Annotated in this window: 17 protein-coding genes and 1 pseudogene; 8 read left to right on the top strand and 10 right to left on the bottom strand. The window is 64.7% G+C overall.

The annotated features are described in order from the left end of the window. The first annotated feature begins 196 nt into the window (after positions 1 to 196). Complete coding sequence (gene maiA, locus I6F21_RS25855; protein ID WP_225183614.1) at positions 197 to 829, top strand: maleylacetoacetate isomerase; 633 nt, start codon at positions 197 to 199, stop codon at positions 827 to 829. Further along, on the top strand, positions 819 to 1,331 hold the full coding sequence (locus tag I6F21_RS25860) for a MarR family transcriptional regulator (protein WP_225183615.1): 513 nt from the start codon (positions 819 to 821) through the stop codon (positions 1,329 to 1,331). Before maiA ends, I6F21_RS25860 begins: the two co-directional genes overlap by 11 nt. 153 nt (positions 1,332 to 1,484) lie before the next feature. Here I6F21_RS25860 and I6F21_RS25865 read toward each other — a convergent pair whose 3' ends face one another. From I6F21_RS25865 to I6F21_RS25885, 5 genes are all read right to left on the bottom strand, one after another. After that, positions 1,485 to 3,098, bottom strand: a complete 1,614-nt coding sequence (locus I6F21_RS25865) for a benzoate-CoA ligase family protein (RefSeq protein WP_225183616.1) — start codon at positions 3,096 to 3,098, stop codon at positions 1,485 to 1,487. Next, on the bottom strand, positions 3,095 to 4,258 hold the full coding sequence (locus tag I6F21_RS25870) for an FAD-dependent monooxygenase (RefSeq protein WP_225183617.1): 1,164 nt from the start codon (positions 4,256 to 4,258) through the stop codon (positions 3,095 to 3,097). Before I6F21_RS25870 ends, I6F21_RS25865 begins: the two co-directional genes overlap by 4 nt. A 187-nt stretch (positions 4,259 to 4,445) precedes the next feature. Next, entirely contained in the window at positions 4,446 to 4,661 is a 216-nt protein-coding gene (locus I6F21_RS25875; RefSeq protein ID WP_036026389.1) for a hypothetical protein, read from the bottom strand. 133 nt (positions 4,662 to 4,794) lie between these two features. Next, on the bottom strand, positions 4,795 to 5,628 hold the full coding sequence (locus I6F21_RS25880) for a cysteine rich repeat-containing protein (protein ID WP_225183618.1): 834 nt from the start codon (positions 5,626 to 5,628) through the stop codon (positions 4,795 to 4,797). A gap of 150 nt (positions 5,629 to 5,778) precedes the next feature. Continuing rightward, positions 5,779 to 6,786 carry an NADP-dependent oxidoreductase gene (locus I6F21_RS25885; protein WP_225183619.1) on the bottom strand — a complete coding sequence of 336 codons (1,008 nt, stop codon included), beginning with the start codon at positions 6,784 to 6,786 and terminating at the stop codon, positions 5,779 to 5,781. Between the two features lie 177 nt (positions 6,787 to 6,963). On the opposite strand from I6F21_RS25885, the pseudogene I6F21_RS25890 reads away from it, so the two are divergent. Next, positions 6,964 to 7,077: pseudogene (locus I6F21_RS25890) on the top strand (amino acid ABC transporter substrate-binding protein); the annotation flags it as partial. A 177-nt stretch (positions 7,078 to 7,254) separates the two neighbouring features. Here I6F21_RS25890 and I6F21_RS25895 read toward each other — a convergent pair. Beyond that, entirely contained in the window at positions 7,255 to 8,055 is an 801-nt protein-coding gene (locus I6F21_RS25895) for a RimK-like protein (RefSeq protein WP_225183620.1), read from the bottom strand. A 372-nt stretch (positions 8,056 to 8,427) separates the two neighbouring features. Between I6F21_RS25895 and I6F21_RS25900 the strand changes: the two genes are divergently transcribed. The 3 genes from I6F21_RS25900 (at position 8,428) to I6F21_RS25910 (ending at position 11,541) form a co-directional block, all read left to right on the top strand. Beyond that, positions 8,428 to 9,201: a ferredoxin--NADP reductase gene (locus tag I6F21_RS25900; RefSeq protein ID WP_036014229.1), complete on the top strand. Its 774-nt coding sequence runs from the start codon at positions 8,428 to 8,430 to the stop codon at positions 9,199 to 9,201. Positions 9,202 to 9,505: 304 nt separating this feature from the next. Beyond that, complete coding sequence (locus tag I6F21_RS25905; RefSeq protein WP_225183621.1) at positions 9,506 to 11,203, top strand: FMN-binding glutamate synthase family protein; 1,698 nt, start codon at positions 9,506 to 9,508, stop codon at positions 11,201 to 11,203. Positions 11,204 to 11,301: 98 nt separating this feature from the next. Beyond that, a complete protein-coding gene (locus I6F21_RS25910; protein ID WP_036014228.1) occupies positions 11,302 to 11,541 on the top strand; it encodes a PilZ domain-containing protein in 240 nt (79 codons plus the stop codon). A gap of 178 nt (positions 11,542 to 11,719) precedes the next feature. Here I6F21_RS25910 and I6F21_RS25915 read toward each other — a convergent pair whose 3' ends face one another. After that, entirely contained in the window at positions 11,720 to 13,015 is a 1,296-nt protein-coding gene (locus I6F21_RS25915; protein WP_225183622.1) for a hemolysin family protein, read from the bottom strand. A 242-nt stretch (positions 13,016 to 13,257) separates the two neighbouring features. Between I6F21_RS25915 and I6F21_RS25920 the strand changes: the two genes are divergently transcribed. Next, positions 13,258 to 15,333, top strand: coding sequence for a HAMP domain-containing methyl-accepting chemotaxis protein (locus I6F21_RS25920; protein WP_225183623.1), 2,076 nt, complete (start codon positions 13,258 to 13,260; stop codon positions 15,331 to 15,333). Positions 15,334 to 15,536: 203 nt separating this feature from the next. Here I6F21_RS25920 and I6F21_RS25925 read toward each other — a convergent pair whose 3' ends face one another. The 3 genes from I6F21_RS25925 to I6F21_RS25935 all read right to left on the bottom strand — a co-directional run bounded on the left by I6F21_RS25925 (position 15,537) and on the right by I6F21_RS25935 (position 18,877). Then, complete coding sequence (locus I6F21_RS25925; protein WP_225183624.1) at positions 15,537 to 17,507, bottom strand: carbohydrate porin; 1,971 nt, start codon at positions 17,505 to 17,507, stop codon at positions 15,537 to 15,539. A gap of 279 nt (positions 17,508 to 17,786) precedes the next feature. Continuing rightward, on the bottom strand, positions 17,787 to 17,930 hold the full coding sequence (locus tag I6F21_RS25930) for a hypothetical protein (protein ID WP_225183651.1): 144 nt from the start codon (positions 17,928 to 17,930) through the stop codon (positions 17,787 to 17,789). A 140-nt stretch (positions 17,931 to 18,070) separates the two neighbouring features. Beyond that, positions 18,071 to 18,877, bottom strand: a complete 807-nt coding sequence (locus I6F21_RS25935) for a creatininase family protein (RefSeq protein ID WP_225183625.1) — start codon at positions 18,875 to 18,877, stop codon at positions 18,071 to 18,073. 153 nt (positions 18,878 to 19,030) lie between these two features. Between I6F21_RS25935 and I6F21_RS25940 the strand changes: the two genes are divergently transcribed. Then, entirely contained in the window at positions 19,031 to 20,053 is a 1,023-nt protein-coding gene (locus tag I6F21_RS25940) for an ABC transporter substrate-binding protein (protein WP_225183626.1), read from the top strand. Positions 20,054 to 20,150: the final 97 nt, after the last annotated feature.

The following is a 20,150-nucleotide window of genomic DNA, read 5'->3' on the forward strand; positions in this document are numbered from 1 at the left end:
GTTTGTTGATTGACAGTATACTGAGGATCTAGGTAGCGTCAACGTGACGGATGACATACAAGGTTGTCATTCCGGGGCGAAGGGCCGCGCAACGCGTGGCCCGGCGAGCCCGGAATCCATAACCACGATCGGGAGTATGGATTCCGGGCTCGACGCTGGCGCGTCGCCCCGGAATGACAAAAGCAGGGAGGTCTCAATGAAGCTGCACGGCTATTTCCGCTCCAGCGCCGCCTACCGCGTGCGGATCGCGCTGAACCTCAAGGGGCTCGGCGCCGAGCATCTGCCGCATCATCTGCGCAAGGGCGAGCAATGCGCCCCCAGCTATCTCGCCATCAACCCGCAGGGCCTGGTGCCGGCGCTGGAGGACGATGCGGGCGGAGTGCTGACGCAATCGGTGGCCATCATCGAATGGCTCGACGAGACCCATCCCAATCCGCTGCTGCTGCCGAAGGATCCGCTGCGCCGCGCCAAGGTGCGAGCGTTTGCGCTGGCGATCGCCTGCGACACCCATCCGGTGCAGAACCTGAAAGTGCTGGCGCGGCTGCGTGAGCTCGGCCTGCCCGAGGAGAAGGTCCAGGATTGGGCCGCCTGGGTCAACCGCGAGGGCCTGTCGGCCTGCGAGACGCTGATCAAGGACGAGAAGGGCCCATTCTGCTTCGGCAATGCGCCGACGGTGGCCGATCTCTGCCTCGTGCCGCAGCTCGGCAATGCGCGCCGCTTCGGCGTCGACGTCTCCGCCTATCCGCGCCTGCTCCAGGCCGAGGCCGCCGCCAAGGCGCTGCCGGCGTTTGCCGATGCGGCGCCGGAGAAGCAGCCCGATGCCGAGTAAGCCGCTTGCTCCGATCACGATGGACGCGGTCTATGCCGCGCCGGGTTATCTGTTCCGGCGCATGCAGCAGATCGCCGTCTCCATCTTCATGGAGGAGTGCAAGGCGTTCGATCTCACGCCGGTGCAATATGCCGCGCTGATCGCGATCCACACCCATCCCGGCATCGACGCGACGCGGCTGTCGGCGGTGATCGCCTTCGACCGCTCGACGCTCGGCAGCGTGATCGAACGTCTGCAGGCCAAGGCCTATATCGAGCGCAAGCCGGCACCCGAGGACAAGCGCATCAAGCTGCTCTATCTGACCAAGTCGGGCGCTGCGATCCTGCGCGAGATCATCCCCGCCGTCGAGCGCGCGCAAGGGCGGATGCTGGAGCCGCTCGAGCCCGCCGACCGCAAGGCGCTGATGGGCCTGCTGGCGCAGCTGGTCGATCTCAACAACGAAGCCTCCCGCGTGCCGCTGCGCGCGGAGGACGCGCTGGAGCATCTTGGGAAGGCTGGGTGAGGGGCTCCAGTTGTAGAGCGACACTGTCGCCCTCAATCTCGACTGTCATTCCCCGCGCAGGCGGGGAATCCAGTACCCCGCGGCGTCTCGATTCAACCGCTACCGTCTCGGAGTACTGGATCGCCCGGTCAAGCCCGGCGATGACAGCACGCCTCACATCCGCAGCAACGCCTGCCGATCGATCTTCCCCGTGCCGGTCTTCGGCAGCTCGTCGATGAAGATCACCTCGCGCGGATATTTGTAGGGCAGCAGCCTGGCCTTGACATAGTCCTGCAGCCTGCGCGTCGCCTCACTCTGGTCGACCGCTCGGCTGTTCATCACCACCACCGCCTTCAGCGTCATGCGACGGTCCGGCAGCTCGGCGGCGAACACCGCGCATTCGCGGATGTCGGGGTGATCGGCGAGGCACAGCTCGACCTCGAGCGGGTAGACCCACTGGCCGGAGATCTTGATGAGATCGTCGGCGCGGCCACGGAAGAAGTGGAAGCCGTCGGCATCCCGCACGAAGCGATCACCGGTGTAGATCCAGCCGCCCTCGCGGATGGTCTCGGCGGATTTGTCCGGCCGGTTCCAGTACAGCGGCGTGTTGGAATCGCCGCGCACCCACAGGATCCCTTCCTCTTTGTCGCCGACCTCGCGCCCGTCCTTGTCGCGCAGCGCGACCTCGTAGCCGGGAACGCGCAGGCCCGCAGCACCGAGCTTCTTCTGCTCGGGCCGGTTGGAGAGATAGATGTGCAGCACCTCGGTCGAGCCGAGGCCTTCGACGATTTCGAGCCCCGTGAGCGTCTTCCAGCCGTTGAAGACCTCGGCCGAAAGCACCTCGGCGGCGGAGAGTGCCATGCGCAGCGACGAGAAGTCCGTCTTGTCCGCGCCCTCGGCCTTGGTTAGCGCGGTGTACAGCGTCGGAAGGCCGAAGAAGATTGTCGGCTTGTACTGCTCGATCGCCGCGAAGATCGCTGCCGGCTTCGGCTGGCCCGGCAGCAGCAATGTTGCGGCGCCGGCCGAGAATGGGAAGGTGACGGAATTGCCAAAACCATAGGCGAAGAAGATTTTTGGCACCGAGAAGCAGATGTCGTCAGGCGTCAGCTTCAGTACGTTCCGCGCAAAGGCGGCATCCGTGTAGGCCATGTCGTGCTGCAGGTGCACTATGCCTTTGGGCCGTCCGGTCGAGCCGGAGGAGTACATCCAGAACGCCATTTCGTCGCGCCGCGTCGGCGCTTCCGCCAGCTCAGCAGAAAATTGCGCGAGCCAGCTCGCCGCCGCGAGCGCCCGCGGCGCCGCGTGCTCGCCGGCCGCGCCGTTGGCGACGATCAGCGTATGCAGCTTCGTCTCCTTGCAGGCCTCGGCATTGAAGCGGGCTACGAATTCTGCATCCGCCACCGCGACGGTCGCGCCGGAATCGGCGAGGTAGAATTGCAAGAGGTCCGGCGGCGTCAACGTATTGATCAGCAGCGGCACGAAGCCGGCGCGCACGGCGCCGAAGAAGGCGGCGGGGTAGGCCGGCGTGTCGTCGAGAAACAACAGCACGCGATCGCCGCGCTTCAGGCCAAGCGAGGCGAAACCGTTGCCCCAGCGGCAGGCCTCCGCGCAGAGCTCGGCATAAGTGCGCGTGCCTGCTGGCCCCAGGAGCGCGAGCTTGTCGCCGCGGCCCTTACCGAGATTGTCGAACAGCACGCGGCCGGCATTGTAGATGTCGGGAACGGCAAAGCCGATCTCGCGCGCGCCATCGCTGTCCGCTGGCACCTGGTCACGGATGTCATGGCTCATGCCGCATCTCCGCCCTTGTCTTCGGCGCCGTCTCCGGCGTTCCTGGCCGCCTCGTAGCGGGCCATGAAGGCCGGCGACATCGCGCGCAGCCGCGAATCGTCGATGCGGCCGGAGCGGGTGATGTAGCTGTAGGCGAAGTCCATCAGGGGAAGCTTCATGTGCTCGGCGAAATGTTCGTACCAGAACGCACTGGTGCGCGCCGCGTTGACGAGCTTCTGCACGATGGGCTTGCGCGCGGCCTGATAGCGATGCAGCGCGGTCGCAAGATGCGCATCCGACTCCAGCGCCTTGACGAGGGCGATGGCGTCCTCGATCGCGAGCCGCGTGCCCGAGCCGATCGAGAAATGTGCCGAATGCAGGGCGTCGCCGAGCAGCACCATGTTCTTGAACGACCAGTGCTCGTTCCATATCCAGGGAAAATTGCGCCAGACCGATTTGTTGGAGATGAGGCAATGGCCGCCGAGCGTGTCGGCGAACACCTCCTCGCAGACGCCCTTGGACTGCTCGACGTCCTTGTAGGCGAACCCATAGGCCTGCCAGGTGGCGTAATCGCATTCGACCAGGAAGGTGCTCATGGTCGGGGAATAGCGGTAGTGATGGGCGTTGAAGGCGCCGCGCTCGGTCTTGACGAAGGTCTGCGACAGCGTGTCGAAGCGTTTCGAGGTGCCGTACCAGACGAACTTGTTGGATGAGTAGGACAGCGACGTCCCGAAATCGCCCTCATAGGCGCGGCGCACCAGCGAGTTCAGCCCGTCGGCGGCGACGATCAGATCGTGGCCGTTGAGCTGGTCGATCGCCTGGATCTGCGTGTCGAAGCGCGGGGTCACGCCGACATCGAGCGCGCGCTGCTGCAGGAATCTGAGCAGATCCAGTCGCCCGATCGATGAGAAGCCGACGCCGTCGATGGCGACGCTGTCGCCATGCAGGTGCAGCGTGATGTTCTCCCAGCTCTCCATGTGCGGGGCGATCGCATCGACCGTATCGGGGTCGTCCGTGCGCAGGAACTCCAGCGCCTGGTCGGAGAACACGACGCCAAAGCCCCAGGTCGCGTCGGCCGGGTTCTGTTCGAACAGGTCGACCTGATCCTCGGGGTGACGCTTCTTCCAGAGATAGGCGAAGTAGAGCCCACCGGGCCCCCCGCCAATCACGGCGATCCGCAACGTCTGCCTCCCTAATTGACAGTATACTTACTATCTAGGGGTAGACTAATGTGCTCCGGTGTCCGGCGCCAGCGGAATTATTGCCAGCGCGCGGCACGCCAAAGCACATGTCCGGACACGCTCGTGCGCGTCCGAAACTGTCAGGTGCGAATCATAGCCAAACCGGGGCGGATTGGCCACCGGAGCGTCAGACGCAGCGCTTCACATAGACCCCGTTCACAAGAACCCTGGTGCAGCGGACCGCCGGCACCGGCTTGCGGACGACCACGGCTGCATTCGGGCCGGCGCAGCCGGCGCGAACGACGCCGCGCGCGCATACCACCGCGTTGGCGTCGGTGGTCTCGAAGGTCATGGTGGCGGCGAAAGCCAGAAGCGCAGAAGCAACGAGCAGCAATGAACGCATGTTGTCCTCCCGGGGCTTGTCGTGGTCGTAGCGGCCTTTCAAACAAGGATCGGTTAGTTTACGCCTCAGCACGCGAAAACCTTTGCGTCACGCACCGCAATTCATGCCGCGGACGAATTAAGCTCGCTCGGTCTCATCGCGCCGCGAAAGGCGCGAGCACCTCCTTGCAGGCCGGCGAGAGCGATGCCGCTCGGTTGGAAATGCATTGGATGATCCGGCCGCCGCCGGGCGCCACGCCGGCGCAGAGCGTGCGGATATCGGCGCCGCAAGCTGACCGCACGATGAACAGCTCTTCGCGTGGCAGCAATGGCCGCAGCACGATGGCGGCCGGAGCCGCGGCAGGCGCCGCCTCTGCGGCCGGTGCAGCAGCGGAAGCAGGCGCGGCCGGTCCGCCACCGAAAGCCGCGTTCACCGCCTTGGCGCAACCGGCCGACACCTTCGCCTTGTTCTTCTCCAGGCATTCGAGCGCGGGCGCGCCGCCGGGCGGCACGCTGGCGCAGACCTTGGGATAATCGCCGCGGCAGGCGCTCTTGATCGCGGAAACCTGCGCGGGGCTCGGCTGCTTTGCTGCTGCTGCCTTCGGCGCCGCCGCCGCTCCCGGCTTGGAAGCTGGCGCGGCGGCCGGCGCCGCTTCCGTTTTGGCCGGTTCAGACTTGGCCGGTTCAGATTTGGCCGGTTCAGATTTGGCGGGCGCTGCTTCGGTCTTCGGCGCGGCGGCCGGTTCGACCGCGCGAACCGCAGCTTGGCAGCCCGACGACAGGCTCGACATGTTCTTGGCGAGGCATTGATACGCCTCCACTCCGCCAGGCGTCACGCTCGAGCAATGCGCCATGAAGTCCGAGCGGCATGCGGACCGGATGGCGCTTTTCTGGGCCTCGGTCTGCGCGAACGCTCCTGTTGCAGTTGCGAAGAGTGCTGTCCCCAGCAACGCCGTGCGCGTCGATGCATGCTTCAACGTTTTGAACATTTGAATGAATTCCTGCCCGATCGGGAACGCCGACCATTCTGAAAAAGATATGCAAGCGCAATCGTCGCGAGGGTCAGCTCGCGAGCGACATCTTTGGCCGCTTCGGCCTCTACCGCAAGTCAATTATGCCGACGCAATTGGGGCGCGCGACTACGTCGTCAGTCTTACCATGCGCTTGCCGCGGTTCTCGCCTGCAAGCAATCCAATCAGCGCTTTCGGCGTGGTCTCAAGTCCATCGAGAATGTCCTCCTGCACCTTGAGCTTGCCGGATTTCACCCAAGCCTGGAGATCGGCGAGCGCGCGCTCGCTGTCCTTCATGTAGTCCATCACGATGAAGCCCTGCATGGTCAGCCGCTTCACCACGACCAGGCCGGGCACGCCGCGCGGGCCATGTGCGGCAGGCGCGCCGTCATATTGCGAGATCGCGCCACAACAGGCGATGCGGCCGTAGTTGTTCATCTGCGGCAGGCAGGCTTCGAGGATGTCGCCGCCGACATTGTCGAAATAGACGTCGATGCCTTTCGGGGCCGCTGCGCGCAGCGCCTTGAACACCGCGCCGTCCTTGTAGTCCACGGCGGCATCGAAGCCGAGCTCGGAGGTCAGCCAGTTGCACTTGTCGGCGCCGCCGGCGATGCCGACGACGCGGCATCCCCTGATCTTGGCGATCTGTCCGACGATCGAGCCGACCGAGCCTGCGGCTGCGGAGACCACGACCGTCTCGCCCTCTCTCGGCTTGCCGATCTCAAGCAGGCCGAAATAAGCGGTGAGGCCCGCGATGCCGAACACGCTGAGCAGGTGCGTCATCGGCTCGAGCTTCGGCATCTTGGTCAGATGCTTCGCCGGCACGGCGGCAAATTCCTGCCAGCCGGTGTCGCCGAATACGATATCGCCGGGCGCAAGCCCCGCTGCCTTCGAGTTGACGACCTCGGCGATGGCGCCGCCGGCCATGACACTGTTGGCTTCGACGGCGGAACGATAGGTCGCGCCGTGCATCCAGGCGCGGTTGGCCGCGTCGAGCGAGATGTAGCGTACGCGCAGCAAGGCCTCGCCATCCTTCGGCTCCGGCATCGCGCCCTCGACCATCTTGAAATGTTCGGGACCGAGCTTGCCGCTGGGCTTCTCCACCAGCAGGATCTGGCGATTGATGTTGCCGCTCATGGCGTTTCCCTTTTCATTTGCTTGACGATCATTGATGCAGCCGCCGCAAGGAAAGCGTGCAAGCCGCATGCGTCGTGCGCTGCATGAAGGCTAGATCGCCGCTTTCCATTTCACAACGGGAACATCCCGACAACGCGGCCGCACGCAAGGCGTGTTGCGTCGAGCGCGCCTTCCACAAACAAATGGTTCACCGCGCGACTGCCCACAGGCGAGCGCCTGAACGTGCCGATCTCGCTGCAGTTGGAGGAGGCGTTCAAGGCGATGGACGATTCCCCAGGCGCGAAGAATTAGCGCTTACTTCCCTTCTCCCCTTGTGGGAGAAGGTGGCGCGAAGCGCCGGATGAGAGGTTGCATCCGCGAGTCCTGTTGCGAGAGGCTCGCGCGCGGAGAGAGACCCCTCACCCGTCTCACCGCTACGCGGTGAGCCACCCTCTCCCACAAGGGGAGAGGGTGCAGTGTGCTTCGCAGCTAATTGTTATCAAACACCCGGTCGAGCGCCGCGTCATACGCCGCCTGCACCAGCTCCGGATGCAGCTTGCCCAGCGCCTCCATCATCACGCCGGAATTGATCTCGAGCACCTTCCATTCGCCGTTCACGCGAACCACGTCGATCGAAGCAAAGACGATGCTGATGGCGCACGCGGCATCGATCGCGAGCTTTGCGCAGGCCGCGCGGACTTCGCCGTCCTCCAGCAACACCGGCTTTGCGCCGGCATCGAGATTGTGCCGCCAATCCGAGCCGCGCTGCTTGCTGTAGACGACGAGCGGAGCATCATCGAGCAGCACCACGCGGACCTCCTCCTCGATCGCGATATAGGGCGAGATCACGAGCCCCGTACTCATCGAAAAGACCTCGCTGGCCGCCCGGTCGAGCTCCGCCTCCGTCGTCACCTTGAACACCGATCGCCCTGATGTCCCCTCGTTCGGCTTCACCACCACGCCCTGCGGATTTTCGGCGAGCTGCGCCAGCATCCCCTCGCGCCAATCGGCGCCGGCGACATGCACGCCCAGCTTCGGGTTGAGGAACAGCCGATGCGGAACGCAGGGCACCTCCGCCAGCGTCAGCGCCTCGGCGGTGGCCGATTTGTCATTGGCGAGGCGATGGGCGATGGCGCTGTTGAGGCCGATGTCGTAGCCGAAGGCGAAACGGCGCCGCGGCCCCCGGCGCATTGCGATCAGCCAGCCGTCGGAGCGGACATCGACCGCGATGCCCCTCTCGGCGCAATACCGCCTGATCGCCTGAACGAAGATCCGCTCGCCGCTTGCCATGGTGTTTCGTCATTCCTGTCGCCAAAAGCCGCAAAAATGCGGGCATCGGCGCCAAACCGGCTGAAAATCAGAGCTATTCTTAATGAAATTCTTGCGAGCGCGCCGGAAATTAAGTGCTGCAATGAAGGCCGGGAGGGAAAAGATATTATCCTCCACGCGCGCCAGGCAGCGGATTTCTTAATGATGTGACCAGTTCTGCCGCAAATGCCGGTTTGACCGGCAACAATTGCATCCGAAACGAGGTTGATTATTGGTCTCAATGGCGTAGATCACACACGCGAAATCCTCCGCCATGGCAAATGGTGCCGCCCCGATTTCAGGGCCGGGCAACGCTTTTGCCCTATAACCGCAGTATTCGGAATATCGAAAATCATGAGCGCGTTTTACCGAGAGAAGGTTCTTTCCGTCCACCACTGGACCGACACGCTGTTCAGCTTCCGCGCCACCCGCGATACCGGCTTCCGGTTCCAGAACGGCCAGTTCGCCATGATCGGCCTCGAGGTCGATGGCCGGCCGCTGCTGCGGGCCTACAGCATGGCGAGCGCCAACCACGAGGAAGAACTCGAGTTCTTCTCGATCAAGGTGCAGGACGGTCCGTTGACCTCGCGCCTGCAGAAGATCAAGGAAGGCGACACCATCCTGGTCGGCCGCAAGGCGACCGGCACGCTGATCACCGACAACCTGCTTCCCGGCAAGCGGCTGATGCTGCTCTCGACCGGCACCGGCCTTGCGCCCTTCGCCAGCCTGATCAAGGACCCCGAGGTCTACGACCAGTTCGAGTCCATCGTGCTGGTGCATGGCTGCCGTCAGGTCTCCGAGCTCGCCTATGGCGAGAAGCTGGTCGCGACCCTGCGCGAGGATGAGCTGTTCGGCGAGCTGCTCGCGGATAAGCTCGTCTATTATCCGACCGTGACCCGCGAGCCGTTCCGGAATCGCGGCCGCATCACCGACCTCATCAGCTCCGAGCAGATCTTCAACGACATCGGGCAGGGCCCGCTCGACATCGCAACCGACCGCATCATGATGTGCGGCAGCCCGGCGATGCTGGAAGAGCTGAAGCAGATGTTCGAGAGCCGCGACTTCGTCGAAGGAAGCGGCAACAAGCCCGGCCATTTCGTGATCGAGAAGGCCTTCGTCGAGCGCTAAGCACCACGCTCTCGTGTCCCGGACGCAGCGCCCCTTCGCCGGTGCGCTGCAGAGCCGGGGTCCATCTCGCCGCATCGTATGCTGTTGCATTCTGGGTCCCGGGTCTGAGCTTGCGCTTGCCCGGGACACTGCATGGCTTGCGCCGCCTCCAGCCTGACCCCATCCGACCCCTCTGCTGCACCGCAAAATCCGTCCATCCGGCCGATTGATTTGTCTCGGCCGAATTCGCTAGCCTGAAACAAGGGCCGCGTCATATCCGTATGACAGGCGAGGACGTATCGTACCGCCTCATGCTGGCGAGAGGATGGGAATCGTGGCCGACGACAACAAGACGCAGCAAGCCCCCAAACGCCTGCCGCTGGCGGAGGAGGGGATCATGGAAACCCTGCTGCTGCCCTTCTCGCCGCGCTTCATCGTGCTGACGATCTGCGCGGTGGTCACCGCGCTCCTGATCGGCATCGGCATCTCCGACGGCAAGATCTTCGACATCCTGCTGATTCCGATCCTGATCTTCGGCGCGCTGACCCTGCTCGGCGTCCGCGATCTCCTGCAGAAGAGCCACGCGGTGCTGCGCAACTACCCGATTTCGGCGCATATCCGCTTCCTGCTCGAAGAGATCCGCCCCGAGATGCGGCAATATTTCTTCGAGAGCGAGAAGGACGGCATGCCGTTCTCGCGCGACACCCGCGCGGTGGTCTATCAGCGCGCCAAGATGGAGCTCGACAAGCGTCCTTTCGGCACCCAGGAGGACGTCTATCGCGAGGGCTACGAGTGGATGCATCACTCGGTCTCGCCGAAGGCGCATGCCACGGAGAAATTCCGTGTGGTGATCGGTGGGCCGGACTGCGCAAAGCCCTATTCGGCCTCGGTGTTCAATATCTCCGCGATGAGCTTCGGCGCGCTCAGCCCGAATGCGGTGCGGGCATTGAATGCCGGCGCCAGGAAGGGCGGTTTCGCGCACGACACCGGCGAGGGCGGCGTCAGCCCCTATCACCGCGAGATGGGCGGCGACATCATCTGGGAGATCGGCTCGGGCTATTTCGGCTGCCGTCATCTCGACGGCAGCTTCGATCCCGAAGCGTTCGCGCGCGTCGCCGGCGACGACCAGATCAAGATGGTCGAGCTCAAGGTCAGCCAGGGTGCCAAGCCCGGCCATGGCGGCGTGCTGCCGGCGGCCAAGGTCTCCGAGGAGATCTCCAAGATCCGCGGCGTCGCCATGGGCGAGGACTGCATCTCGCCGGCCTCGCACCGCGCCTTCTCGACGCCCGTGGGCATGATGCAGTTCATCGCCGAGATGCGCCGCCTTTCGGGCGGCAAGCCGGCCGGCTTCAAGCTCTGCATCGGCCATCCCTGGGAGTTCCTGGCGATCTGCAAGGCGATGCTTCAGACCGGAATCTATCCTGATTTCATCGTCGTCGACGGCAATGAGGGCGGCACCGGTGCCGCGCCGCTCGAGTTCATGGATCATCTGGGGATGCCGATGCGCGAGGGCGTCAATTTCGTCCACAACGCGCTGGTCGGTATCAATGCGCGCGACCGCATCAAGATCGGCGCCTCCGGCAAGATCGCGACCGCCTTCGACATGGCGCGCGCCATGGCGATCGGCGCCGATTGGTGCAATTCGGCGCGCGGCTTCATGTTCTCGCTCGGCTGCATCCAGTCGTTGAGCTGCCATACCGACCGCTGCCCGACCGGCGTGGCGACGCAGGACCCGACGCGGGCGCGCGCGCTCTATGTGCCGCTCAAGATCGACCGCGTGCACAATTATCACCATGCCACGCTGCACTCGCTGACCGAGCTGATCGCCGCGGCCGGGCTCGAACATCCGCAGCAGCTGCGGCCAATCCATTTCAGCCAACGGACGTCGACGACCCAGGTGAAGTCCTTTGCGCAGCTCTATCCGGCGCTGCGTCCGGGCGAGCTGCTCGAAGGCACGGAAGACCCGCGGTTCCGCGACGCCTGGCAGATGGCGCGCGCCGAGACGTTCCAGCCGGCGTTGTAAGATGCGGGCTGCGGCTGCCGTAGGCCAGGGACCTCAAATTGCCGAGAACGGAGGGTAGGGTTTAACGGCTGGTTCAACTTTGGGTGTAGATTCGCCCCATGGACGAGCGACGCGACAAGGCCCGACATCGCGTGCTGAAGGCCGGAACGATCGAGTTCGGCGGCGGCGCGATCGACTGCACCGTCCGCAATCTCTCCGATACCGGCGCCGCACTCGACGTCGCCAGCCCCGTCGGCATTCCCGATCATTTCACCCTGTTCGTCCAGGCCGACGGCACGCATCGGACCTGCACGGTGGTCTGGCGCAAGGAAAAGCGGATCGGGGTCAGGTTCGGGTGATGATGTTTCCCTCTCCCCTTGTGGGAGAGGGTGGCTCGCCGCGTAGCGGCGAGACGGGTGAGGGGTTCTATCCGCGAATCCAATTTTCGATTGAATGTGCGGAGACAACCCCTCATCCGGCGCTTCGCGCCACCTTCTCCCACAAGGGGAGAAGGAAAAGCGGGTGCGCCGTCACCTGCTACCCCGTCTCGACCTCAGTCAATCGGCTCGCCAATATCTTGTCGATCCTTCGCCCATCGAGATCGACCACCTCGATGTGCCAGCCGCCGAAATCGAAGGCATCGCCGACATCGGGCAGCATGCTGAACTGTTGCAGCACGAGGCCTGCGACCGTGTTGTAGCGGTGCGGCGGCAGCTCGATGCCGAGCAGCTCGCCGAACTCGTCGACCGGCATCCAGCCGGAGACCAGCAGCGAGTCGTCGTCGCGCCTGATGAAGGCCGGCTCGGGCGGTCCCTCCTCGGAATGAAAGGCGCCGACGATCGAGTAGAGGATGTCGGCGGCGGTCACCATGCCCTCGAAGGCGCCGTATTCGTCGTAGACGAGCCCGACGTGAACCGGGGCCGCTTTCAGGATGGTCAGCACGTCGCGCGCATCTGCCGACACCGGGATGCCGGGCGCCTCGCGCACGAGCGCGCGCAGGTCCGGGCTGCGTTCGTTCATATAGGCGATCAGCAAATCCTTGGCCTGCAGCACGCCGATCGGCTTGTCGCGGTCGCCGTCGGAGACGGGAAAGCGCGAATGCGGGCTCTTGGCGATGATGTCCTGGATGGCGGCGGGATCGTCGTTCAGGTCGATCTCGTCGACCTCGGTGCGCGGCGTCATGACCGCGCCGACCGGCCGGTCGCCTAGCCGCATCACGCCGGCGATCATCTCCTTCTCGCCGGGCTCGAGCACGCCTGCGCTCTCGGCCTCGCTGACGAGGTGATGGATCTCGTCCTCCGAGACTTTTTCCTCGGCCTTGCCGCCGCGGCCGAGCAGCGTGAGGATCAGTTTGCCGGAGACGTCGAGCAGAAACACGAGCGGCAGCGATATTTTCGCAAGCGCGTGCATCGCCGGCGCGACCCGCACCGCGATGCTTTCAGGATCGCGCAGCGCCACCTGCTTCGGCACCAACTCGCCGACGATCAAGGTGCCGTAGGTGATGAGCGTGACCACGATGCCGACGCCGACGATGTCGGCAATGCCCTTGGACAGGCCGAGCTCGAGCAGCCATTGCGTCAGCCGCTGCCCGAGCGTCGCGCCCGAGAACGCGCCGGAGAGCACACCGACCAGCGTGATGCCGATCTGCACCGTCGAGAGGAACTTGCCGGGATCGGCCGCCAGCGTCAGCGCCCGCTCGGCGCCGCGCACGCCCTTGGCCGCGAGCAGCGACAGCCGCGCTGGGCGCGATGACACCACGGCCAGCTCCGACATGGAGAGCAGGCCGTTGATGACGATCAGGACGACGACGATGGCGAGTTCGAGCGAAAGCATTGACGTTCCGGAGGTAAGCAAGTGTGGCCGGGCTGCCGGCAAGCCACTGATATAGGTATTCAGTGCGGAAGTGCTGGCGATTCTGCTTATTCGTCGCCGAAAGGGAACCCGTGCGCGACGGCGTTCCCAAAGGCGTCCGCGACGACTTGACACCCCGCGGAACTACGGATCGTTGCTTAACGAGCCCTTAGTGGCCGCCCGCTAGCTTTTGCCCTTGCAAGAATAGACCCGGGGACCTGAGGATGCGGATCGGAAAGCTTTTCGCGCTGTCGATGCTGACGGTGACGGTGTTTGCAGTCATCCTCGGCGCCGAGGTGCTAATACCGCAGGCGCGCATCTTCACCGATCGCTCCGATGCGATCAAGACGGTGGAGGCATTTGGCGCGACGCTGCTGGCCAACCAGCACGTCGCCAGCCTTCGCGCTCCCTATATCGGACCGATCTTCCAGGAAGGCGCTGCAACGCAGGCGCAGCTCGAAGTTGCCGCGAAGGCCGCGAAAACGGCCGAGGAGGGCTTCGAGGCCGCGAGGCGCGCCGTCATGGTGCTGGACGGCGGCGGCGCCATCGCCGAGAATCTTGACCGTGCCGCGCGGCGGCTGAAGGAAGTCACCACGGCGGCCGATCGCGCGATGAGCGTTCCGCTGGCGGCGCGCGACGGCGCCGCGACCAAGGGATTCCTCCCCGGCGTTGCCGAGGTCATCGGCCACATCGAACCGGTCATGAACAAGCTCGAGGCGAAGGTCATCAACGCCGATTCCTCGCTTGCGGCGCTGTTGAACCTGGCGCGGACGGCGCAGGATCTGCGCGTTTCGGCCGGCAGCCGCGCGGCCACGCTGTCCCCGGCGCTCACTGCGCGCCGTCCGCTCACCGCGGCCGAACTGTCGCTGATGGATCGCATGCAGGGGCGCGTGGAGGTCGATCGCGAGCGCATCGAGGCCGGTCTCGAACAGCTCGAAAATCCCGTCCGCATCGCCACCGCACTGAAGGCGGCTACGGAATCCTATTTTGGAAAAGCCGCGGTTGCCGTGGACAAGGAGATTCCTGCAGCACGGACTGACGGTAAGTACGCCGGCACCGCCGACGAGCTGGCGAAGATCATCGTGCCGGCCATCCAGATGTTCTACGGCGTGCGCGACGCTGCGCTGGCGGAAGCCGCCGAGCGCGCCTCGGCCGCTCGCGACGGCGCGTTGGCGATGCTCGCGCTCGCCGGCGTCGCCGTGCTGGCCCTGCTCGGCACGCTCGGTGGCGTGACCATCATGCTGCGCAGGCGCGTGGTGACGCCGCTCGGCCGGATCGCCGACGTGATCGGAGCGCTCGCCGCCGGGCAGCACGAGGTCGAGATTCCCGCGACGGGCCGCAGCGACGAGATCGGCCAGGTCGCCGGCTCGCTCCAGCATTTCAAGGATTCGCTGCTCGCCAAGAAGTCCGCCGACGAGGCGGCCGCGATCGAGGCGGAAGCGAAGCTGAAGCGCAGCCAGCGCATGGATCAGATCGCGCGCGAGTTCGAAGCCATGATCGGCGACGTCATCAACACCGTCTCGTCGGCATCCTCGGAGCTGGAAGTCTCCGCGGGAACGCTGACGAGCACGGCCGAGCAATCGGAAAAGGTCACGGCGACTGTTGCGGCCGCATCCGAGCAGGCCTCCACCAACGTGCAGACCGTTGCCGCCGCGGCCGAGGAGATGGCCTCGTCGGTCGACGAGATCAGCCGTCAGGTTCAGGATTCCGCGCGCATCGCCGGCGAGGCCGTGCAGCAGGCCGGGCGGACCAACGAGCATGTCGGCGAGCTCGCCAGGGCTGCGGGGCGGATCGGCGACGTCGTCGAGCTCATCAGTCAGATCGCCGGCCAGACCAACCTTCTGGCGCTCAACGCCACCATCGAGGCGGCGCGCGCCGGCGAGGCCGGTCGCGGCTTCGCGGTCGTCGCGTCCGAGGTCAAGGCGCTGGCCGAGCAGACCGCCAAGGCGACCGGCGAAATCAGCCAGCAGATCTCCGGCATCCAGGCCGCGACGGAGGACTCCGTCGGCGCCATCAAGTCGATCGGCGACACCATCTCCCGCATGTCCGAGATCGCGTCCGCGATCGCCGCGGCGGTCGAGGAGCAGGGCGCAGCGACGCGCGAGATCTCACGCAATGTGCAGCAGGCCGCACGCGGCACCCAGCAGGTCTCCGCCAGCATCGTCGACGTGCAGCGCGGCGCGAGCCAGACCGGATCGGCCTCCTCCAACGTGCTCGCATCGGCGAGATCGCTGTCCGGCGAGAGCAGCCGGCTCAAGGTCGAGGTCGGAAAATTCCTCGACGCGATCCGCGCGGCGTAGAACGTCGCGATATCAGAGCTGATCGCTGCAAAGGAGGTGCGCTCCCTCTCCCGCTTGCGGGAGAGGGTCGGGGGAAGGGTGTTTCCACAATGGGACAATCCCCAAGAGGAGAAAGCCCTCACCCGGCGCTTCGCGCCGACCTCTCCCGCAAGCGGGAGAGGTGAAACGGCCATCACCTGATTTCATCGCGCCCGAGCCGCAGCTCAGAACTCCCCGTGCAGCCGCCCCGAAAACACCGACACCGGTCCGCGGTCGGCATTGTAGGCGGGGTTGACGATGAGCTGGTAGTCGGCGGTGAGGGTGATGTTCTTGTTCACCGCATAGGCGTAATAGGTTTCGAGGATACGTTCCTTGCGGTAGTTCAGCGCGCCGTCGCCGACCAGCACACCGAGGCCGCCGGCGGCGAGGAAGTCGCGATAATCCTGCGAGATCGCATTGATCGCGCCGCCGACGCCGATCACGTCGTCGGGTCGGCCCCAGGTCGTGCCTTTGATCGAAACGCCGCCGGACAGGCTGCGATGAATGTCGGTGAAGGCCAGCGTTTCTGTCTTGCCGTCGTTCCAGCTCCAGCGGCCGAACAGGCCGACATCGTCGGTGATCGCCTGCTCGAGGTTGAGCACGTAGCCGTACTTCAGGCGGCCGCGGCGGGTCTGCGCGATGTCGAGATTGAGCGCGGGATTGTCCAGCGTCTCGCGGAAGCTGCCCATGTTGGCGCTATCGAGCCAGCCGATGGTCCTGAGCTTGCCCGGTCGGCCGAACAGCGAGAAGCGCGTCTCGAGCTCGAGCAAATATTGACCGCGCTCCCCGACCCTGGTGTCGAAGTGATTGGCGTTGGACTCGGAGACCATCAGGAAATAGCCGCCGCGTAGCGCCCATTGCTTCTGGTTGAGCTCGGCGGTGACGCCGTAGGTGAGACCGACCTTGTCGGCGGAATAGTCGAAGGCGCCGGGCGCCCAGATCGACCAGTTCATGAAATCCCGGCGCGTATCCTTGGCGTAGGCATTGCCGTCGAACACGTCGATCACCGGAAACTTGCCGGCCTGAATCGTCAGGCGCGACACGTCGACCTTCTGCCCCAGCTGCAGCTGACCGCTCGCCAGTTCCTCCTGCTCGCCGCCGAATCCAAACGTCTGGCGCACGAACAGGCGCGAGGTGTTGTAGTGCGGATAGGGGAAGTTCGACTTCTGCGCCTCGCCGTTCGGAAATCCGGCCGCACCGACCGTGTCGTTCAGTCCAAATCCCTGCAGCAGCTCGGGATTGTAATAGACCTCGCCGCCGTCCCACAGCCGCGCGTTCAGGAACAGGCTGTTGCTCCAGGTCGCTTTGGCCTGCCGCGATGGCGACAGCGAGTTCGGCCCGGTATAGAGCGCGGGAAAGGATGGATAGCCTTGCGGAAGATAAGTGGTCTGGCCGTGAATCTCCCAGCGGTCCGATTCGGTGTCGATCAGTGAGCTCTTCGGATCATAGCTAGGCAGGCCCGGCCAATCGACCTTGCGGTTGAGGCCGAGCCTGACCTGCTGGAAGTCGAGCGACGAGGACGTGTATTGCGCGCCTGTGGAGAAGGCGACGTTGGCGCCGTCGAAGCGGCTGTAGAGATATTCGAGCCGCGCGCTCCAATGCGGCGCGAAGGCGTATTCGAGGCCGGCGCCTGCGACCCAGCCGGGCCGCGTGTTCAGGATCTTCGGGATTTCGGCGCCGGAGGCCGGCGCGTCGAAATAGCGCTCGCCCATCCAGGCGAAGCCGCCGGTGGCATAGATGAGCCAGGGACCGCTGGTGTAGCCGACGCGGCCGCGCACGCTCGCGGCGTAGTCCCATTGCTGGGTGACGGTGTTGGCGGGCGTTGCCAGGAACGAGACGATCGAGTTCGAGGTGATGTAGTTGGGAAACGTAAAATCGCCTTCGACGCCGACCAGCCAGCCGGAGTTGAGGCGGTAATTGTAGCCCGCCTGCACGCCGCCGATCATGCCGCTGAAGACGCCGCTGTCGCCGAGTGCGGTGCCGTCGTTCAGCGCGAAGCGCGACGAGCCGCGGCTGTAGCCGGCATGCGCGCCGATATAGAGACCGGTCCAGTCATACACCGCTCTCAAGGCCGGCTCCTTCAGCGGCAGATCGGCCGCGCGGCCGGCGGCCGGAAAAGCCAGCACGCCCGTGGCAATCGCCGCGGCCGTTCGCAAGCACCGGTGTCTGTGACCTCTCAACGCCAAACGCACGCCCCCAAACGCGAATGTGTCCCACCCGCCGCGATATCCCTGCCGGGTCGCGGCGATTCTGTCACCAGGCCTCCGCGTTCGAGGCGACCGGCCGGGATGGTCTCGATTCGCCTCGACTTCGTCCCAAGCTCCTGAATCTGCGACAAGCCTTATTGCGAATAATTCGCAATAGCAACTGATCCCCATCGCCATAGAGGAGAGTTCGCACCACTATGTGACGCGGCTGCAACATCGCCCCTCTGCTCAGCAACCGGTGGCGATGCCGGCACCGACTCCCCAGACCCAGCCGGGCTGCTTGGCTTCGGCCGAGGTGGTGGTGGATGCGATGCTGCCGGCAACAGTGAGAGCAGCGAGAGCTGCGGCGGCAATCTTGGTCTTGATCGACATTTGAAACTCCATCCGGGGTTGAGGCGGTCCGTTGTGGCCCGCGTGCCCAGTTGGACGGAGGCTGCTCGCGTCCGGTTCGAAGACTGCAAACGTGCTCGCGAAGAATAGATCTTTCCTGAATGAATCCAGGAAGATGCCCCCTAGCCGAGGGGACCCTTGGCAAGCCTGTTCACGTCGAAGTTATCGACCTCACCCAGCAGCTCGCAGAACGCCGTCGCGCCCTGATCGAGCAGCTGCTCGCCCTTCTCTGGCTGCGCCAGCGTCGCGTTGCCGACGGCACCGCTGGTGTTGAGATCCTGCGCCTGCCAGGCGAACGGCGCCGGCCGCTGCGTCGACAGCCAGCGATACTGCTGCTCGATCGCGATGCTGCTCGCGGGAAAATCGGCGATCGCATCCTTGTGCACCTGATCCGGATAGCGCGCCAGCATGATCGAGGTTTCGACCGCGCCGCCGTGAATGCCGTGCCGCACTTCATCGGCCGGGAACAATTTGTCGGCGCCTGAGAGCCGCGACCACGACGTCGTCACCACGAACAGCTTGTGATGCGCACGCAGGTCCTGCGCGACCAGCATCATCGCCGCGCTGTTGCCGCCATGGCTGGTGACGATGACGAGCTTCCTAACGCCGCGGCGTGCAACGTCCGCGCCGATCGCTGCCCATTTCCTCAGCGCGATTTCAGTCGGCAGCGTCTGCGTGCCGGGATAGTCGATATGTTCGGTGGAGATCCCGACCCGTTCGACCGGAAGGAAGGTCGCCGCAACGCTGGCGGGCAACAGTTCGCGCACACGTGCGAGGTAGGCGTCCGCGATCAGCACGTCCGTCGTCAGCGGCAGATGCGGACCGTGCTGCTCGGTTGCCGCCAGCGGCAAAACCGCGATCCAGCGCGACACCTCGCCGGGGCTCGCATCAGCCCAGTCGATGTCGATCCAGTCGCGGGAGGGCGTCATCGAGGTTTCCTTGCCCGAATTTGTCACGTAATTTGCGGTTTGAGGGGATGCGGGCCCGGGCGGCTCGCATCCCCTGATGTCATGCGGTTCTATCGCGTTGCCTTCACCCGGACCAGACGCGATTGGGCCAGCCACGATCGACGGAGTGCCATTATGACCCCCTTTCATCTGCGGCGAGCGTTAATTGCGGGCTTGTTGGCCGCTCTCGCCTCCTTTGCGCCGGCGCGCGCCCAAACGCTGGACAAGGTCACCTTCGGCACCAACTGGGTCGCCGAGGCCGAGCATGGCGGCTTCTTCCAGGCGGTCGCCGACGGCACCTACAAGAAATACGGCCTCGACGTCACCATCGTCCCCGGCGGCCCGAACGAGAACAACCGGATGCTGCTGATCGCCGGCAAGATCGATTTCTTCATGGCCGCGAACACGCTGATGTCGTTCGATGCCGTCGCCAACAACGTTCCCGTCATCACCATCGCCGCGATTTTCCAGAAGGATCCGCAGGTGATGCTGACGCAGCCTGATGCCAAGGTCGCCAAGATCGAGGACCTCAAGCCGCTGACGCTGTTCGTCTCCAAGGAAGGCATGACCAGCTACTTCCAGTGGCTGAAATCCGAATACGGCTTCAGCGACAAGAACGTCCGCCCCTATAATTTCAATCCGCAGCCCTTCATCGCCAACCCGAAGAGCGCGATGCAGGGTTACGTGACCTCCGAGCCGTTTGCGGTGGAGAAGGCCGCCGGCTTCAAGCCCAACGTGCTGCTGCTCGCCGATTACGGCTTCAACACCTATTCGACGCTGATCGAAACCCGCCGCGAGATCGTCGAGAAGAAGCCAGACCTCGTGCAGCGCTTCGTCGATGCCTCCATGATCGGCTGGTACAATTACCTCTACCGCGACAATTCCGCCGGCAACGCCCTGATCAAGCAGCTCAACCCGGAGATGACCGACGATCTCCTGGCCTATTCCGTCGTCAAGATGAAGGAGCACGGCATCGTCGATTCCGGCGACAGCTTGAAGAACGGCATCGGCGCGATGAGCGACGAGCGCTATGCCTCCTTCTTCAACAAGATGGTCAAGGCCGGGGTCGTGAAGGCGGATCTCGACTACCGCAAATCCTACACGCTGCGCTTCGTCAACAAGGGCGTCGGCATCGAGCTGCGCCCGAACAAGCCGTAAATGCTGAGATCAGGCACGCCGGTGAGGCTGGCGCCCACCTCTCCCGAAGGGAGAGGTCGCATCGCATCGCCAGATGCGGTGCGGGTGAGGGGTAACG

This window comes from Bradyrhizobium sp. NBAIM03 (assembly GCF_020194055.1).
GTDB classification, from domain to species: domain Bacteria; phylum Pseudomonadota; class Alphaproteobacteria; order Rhizobiales; family Xanthobacteraceae; genus Bradyrhizobium; species Bradyrhizobium yuanmingense.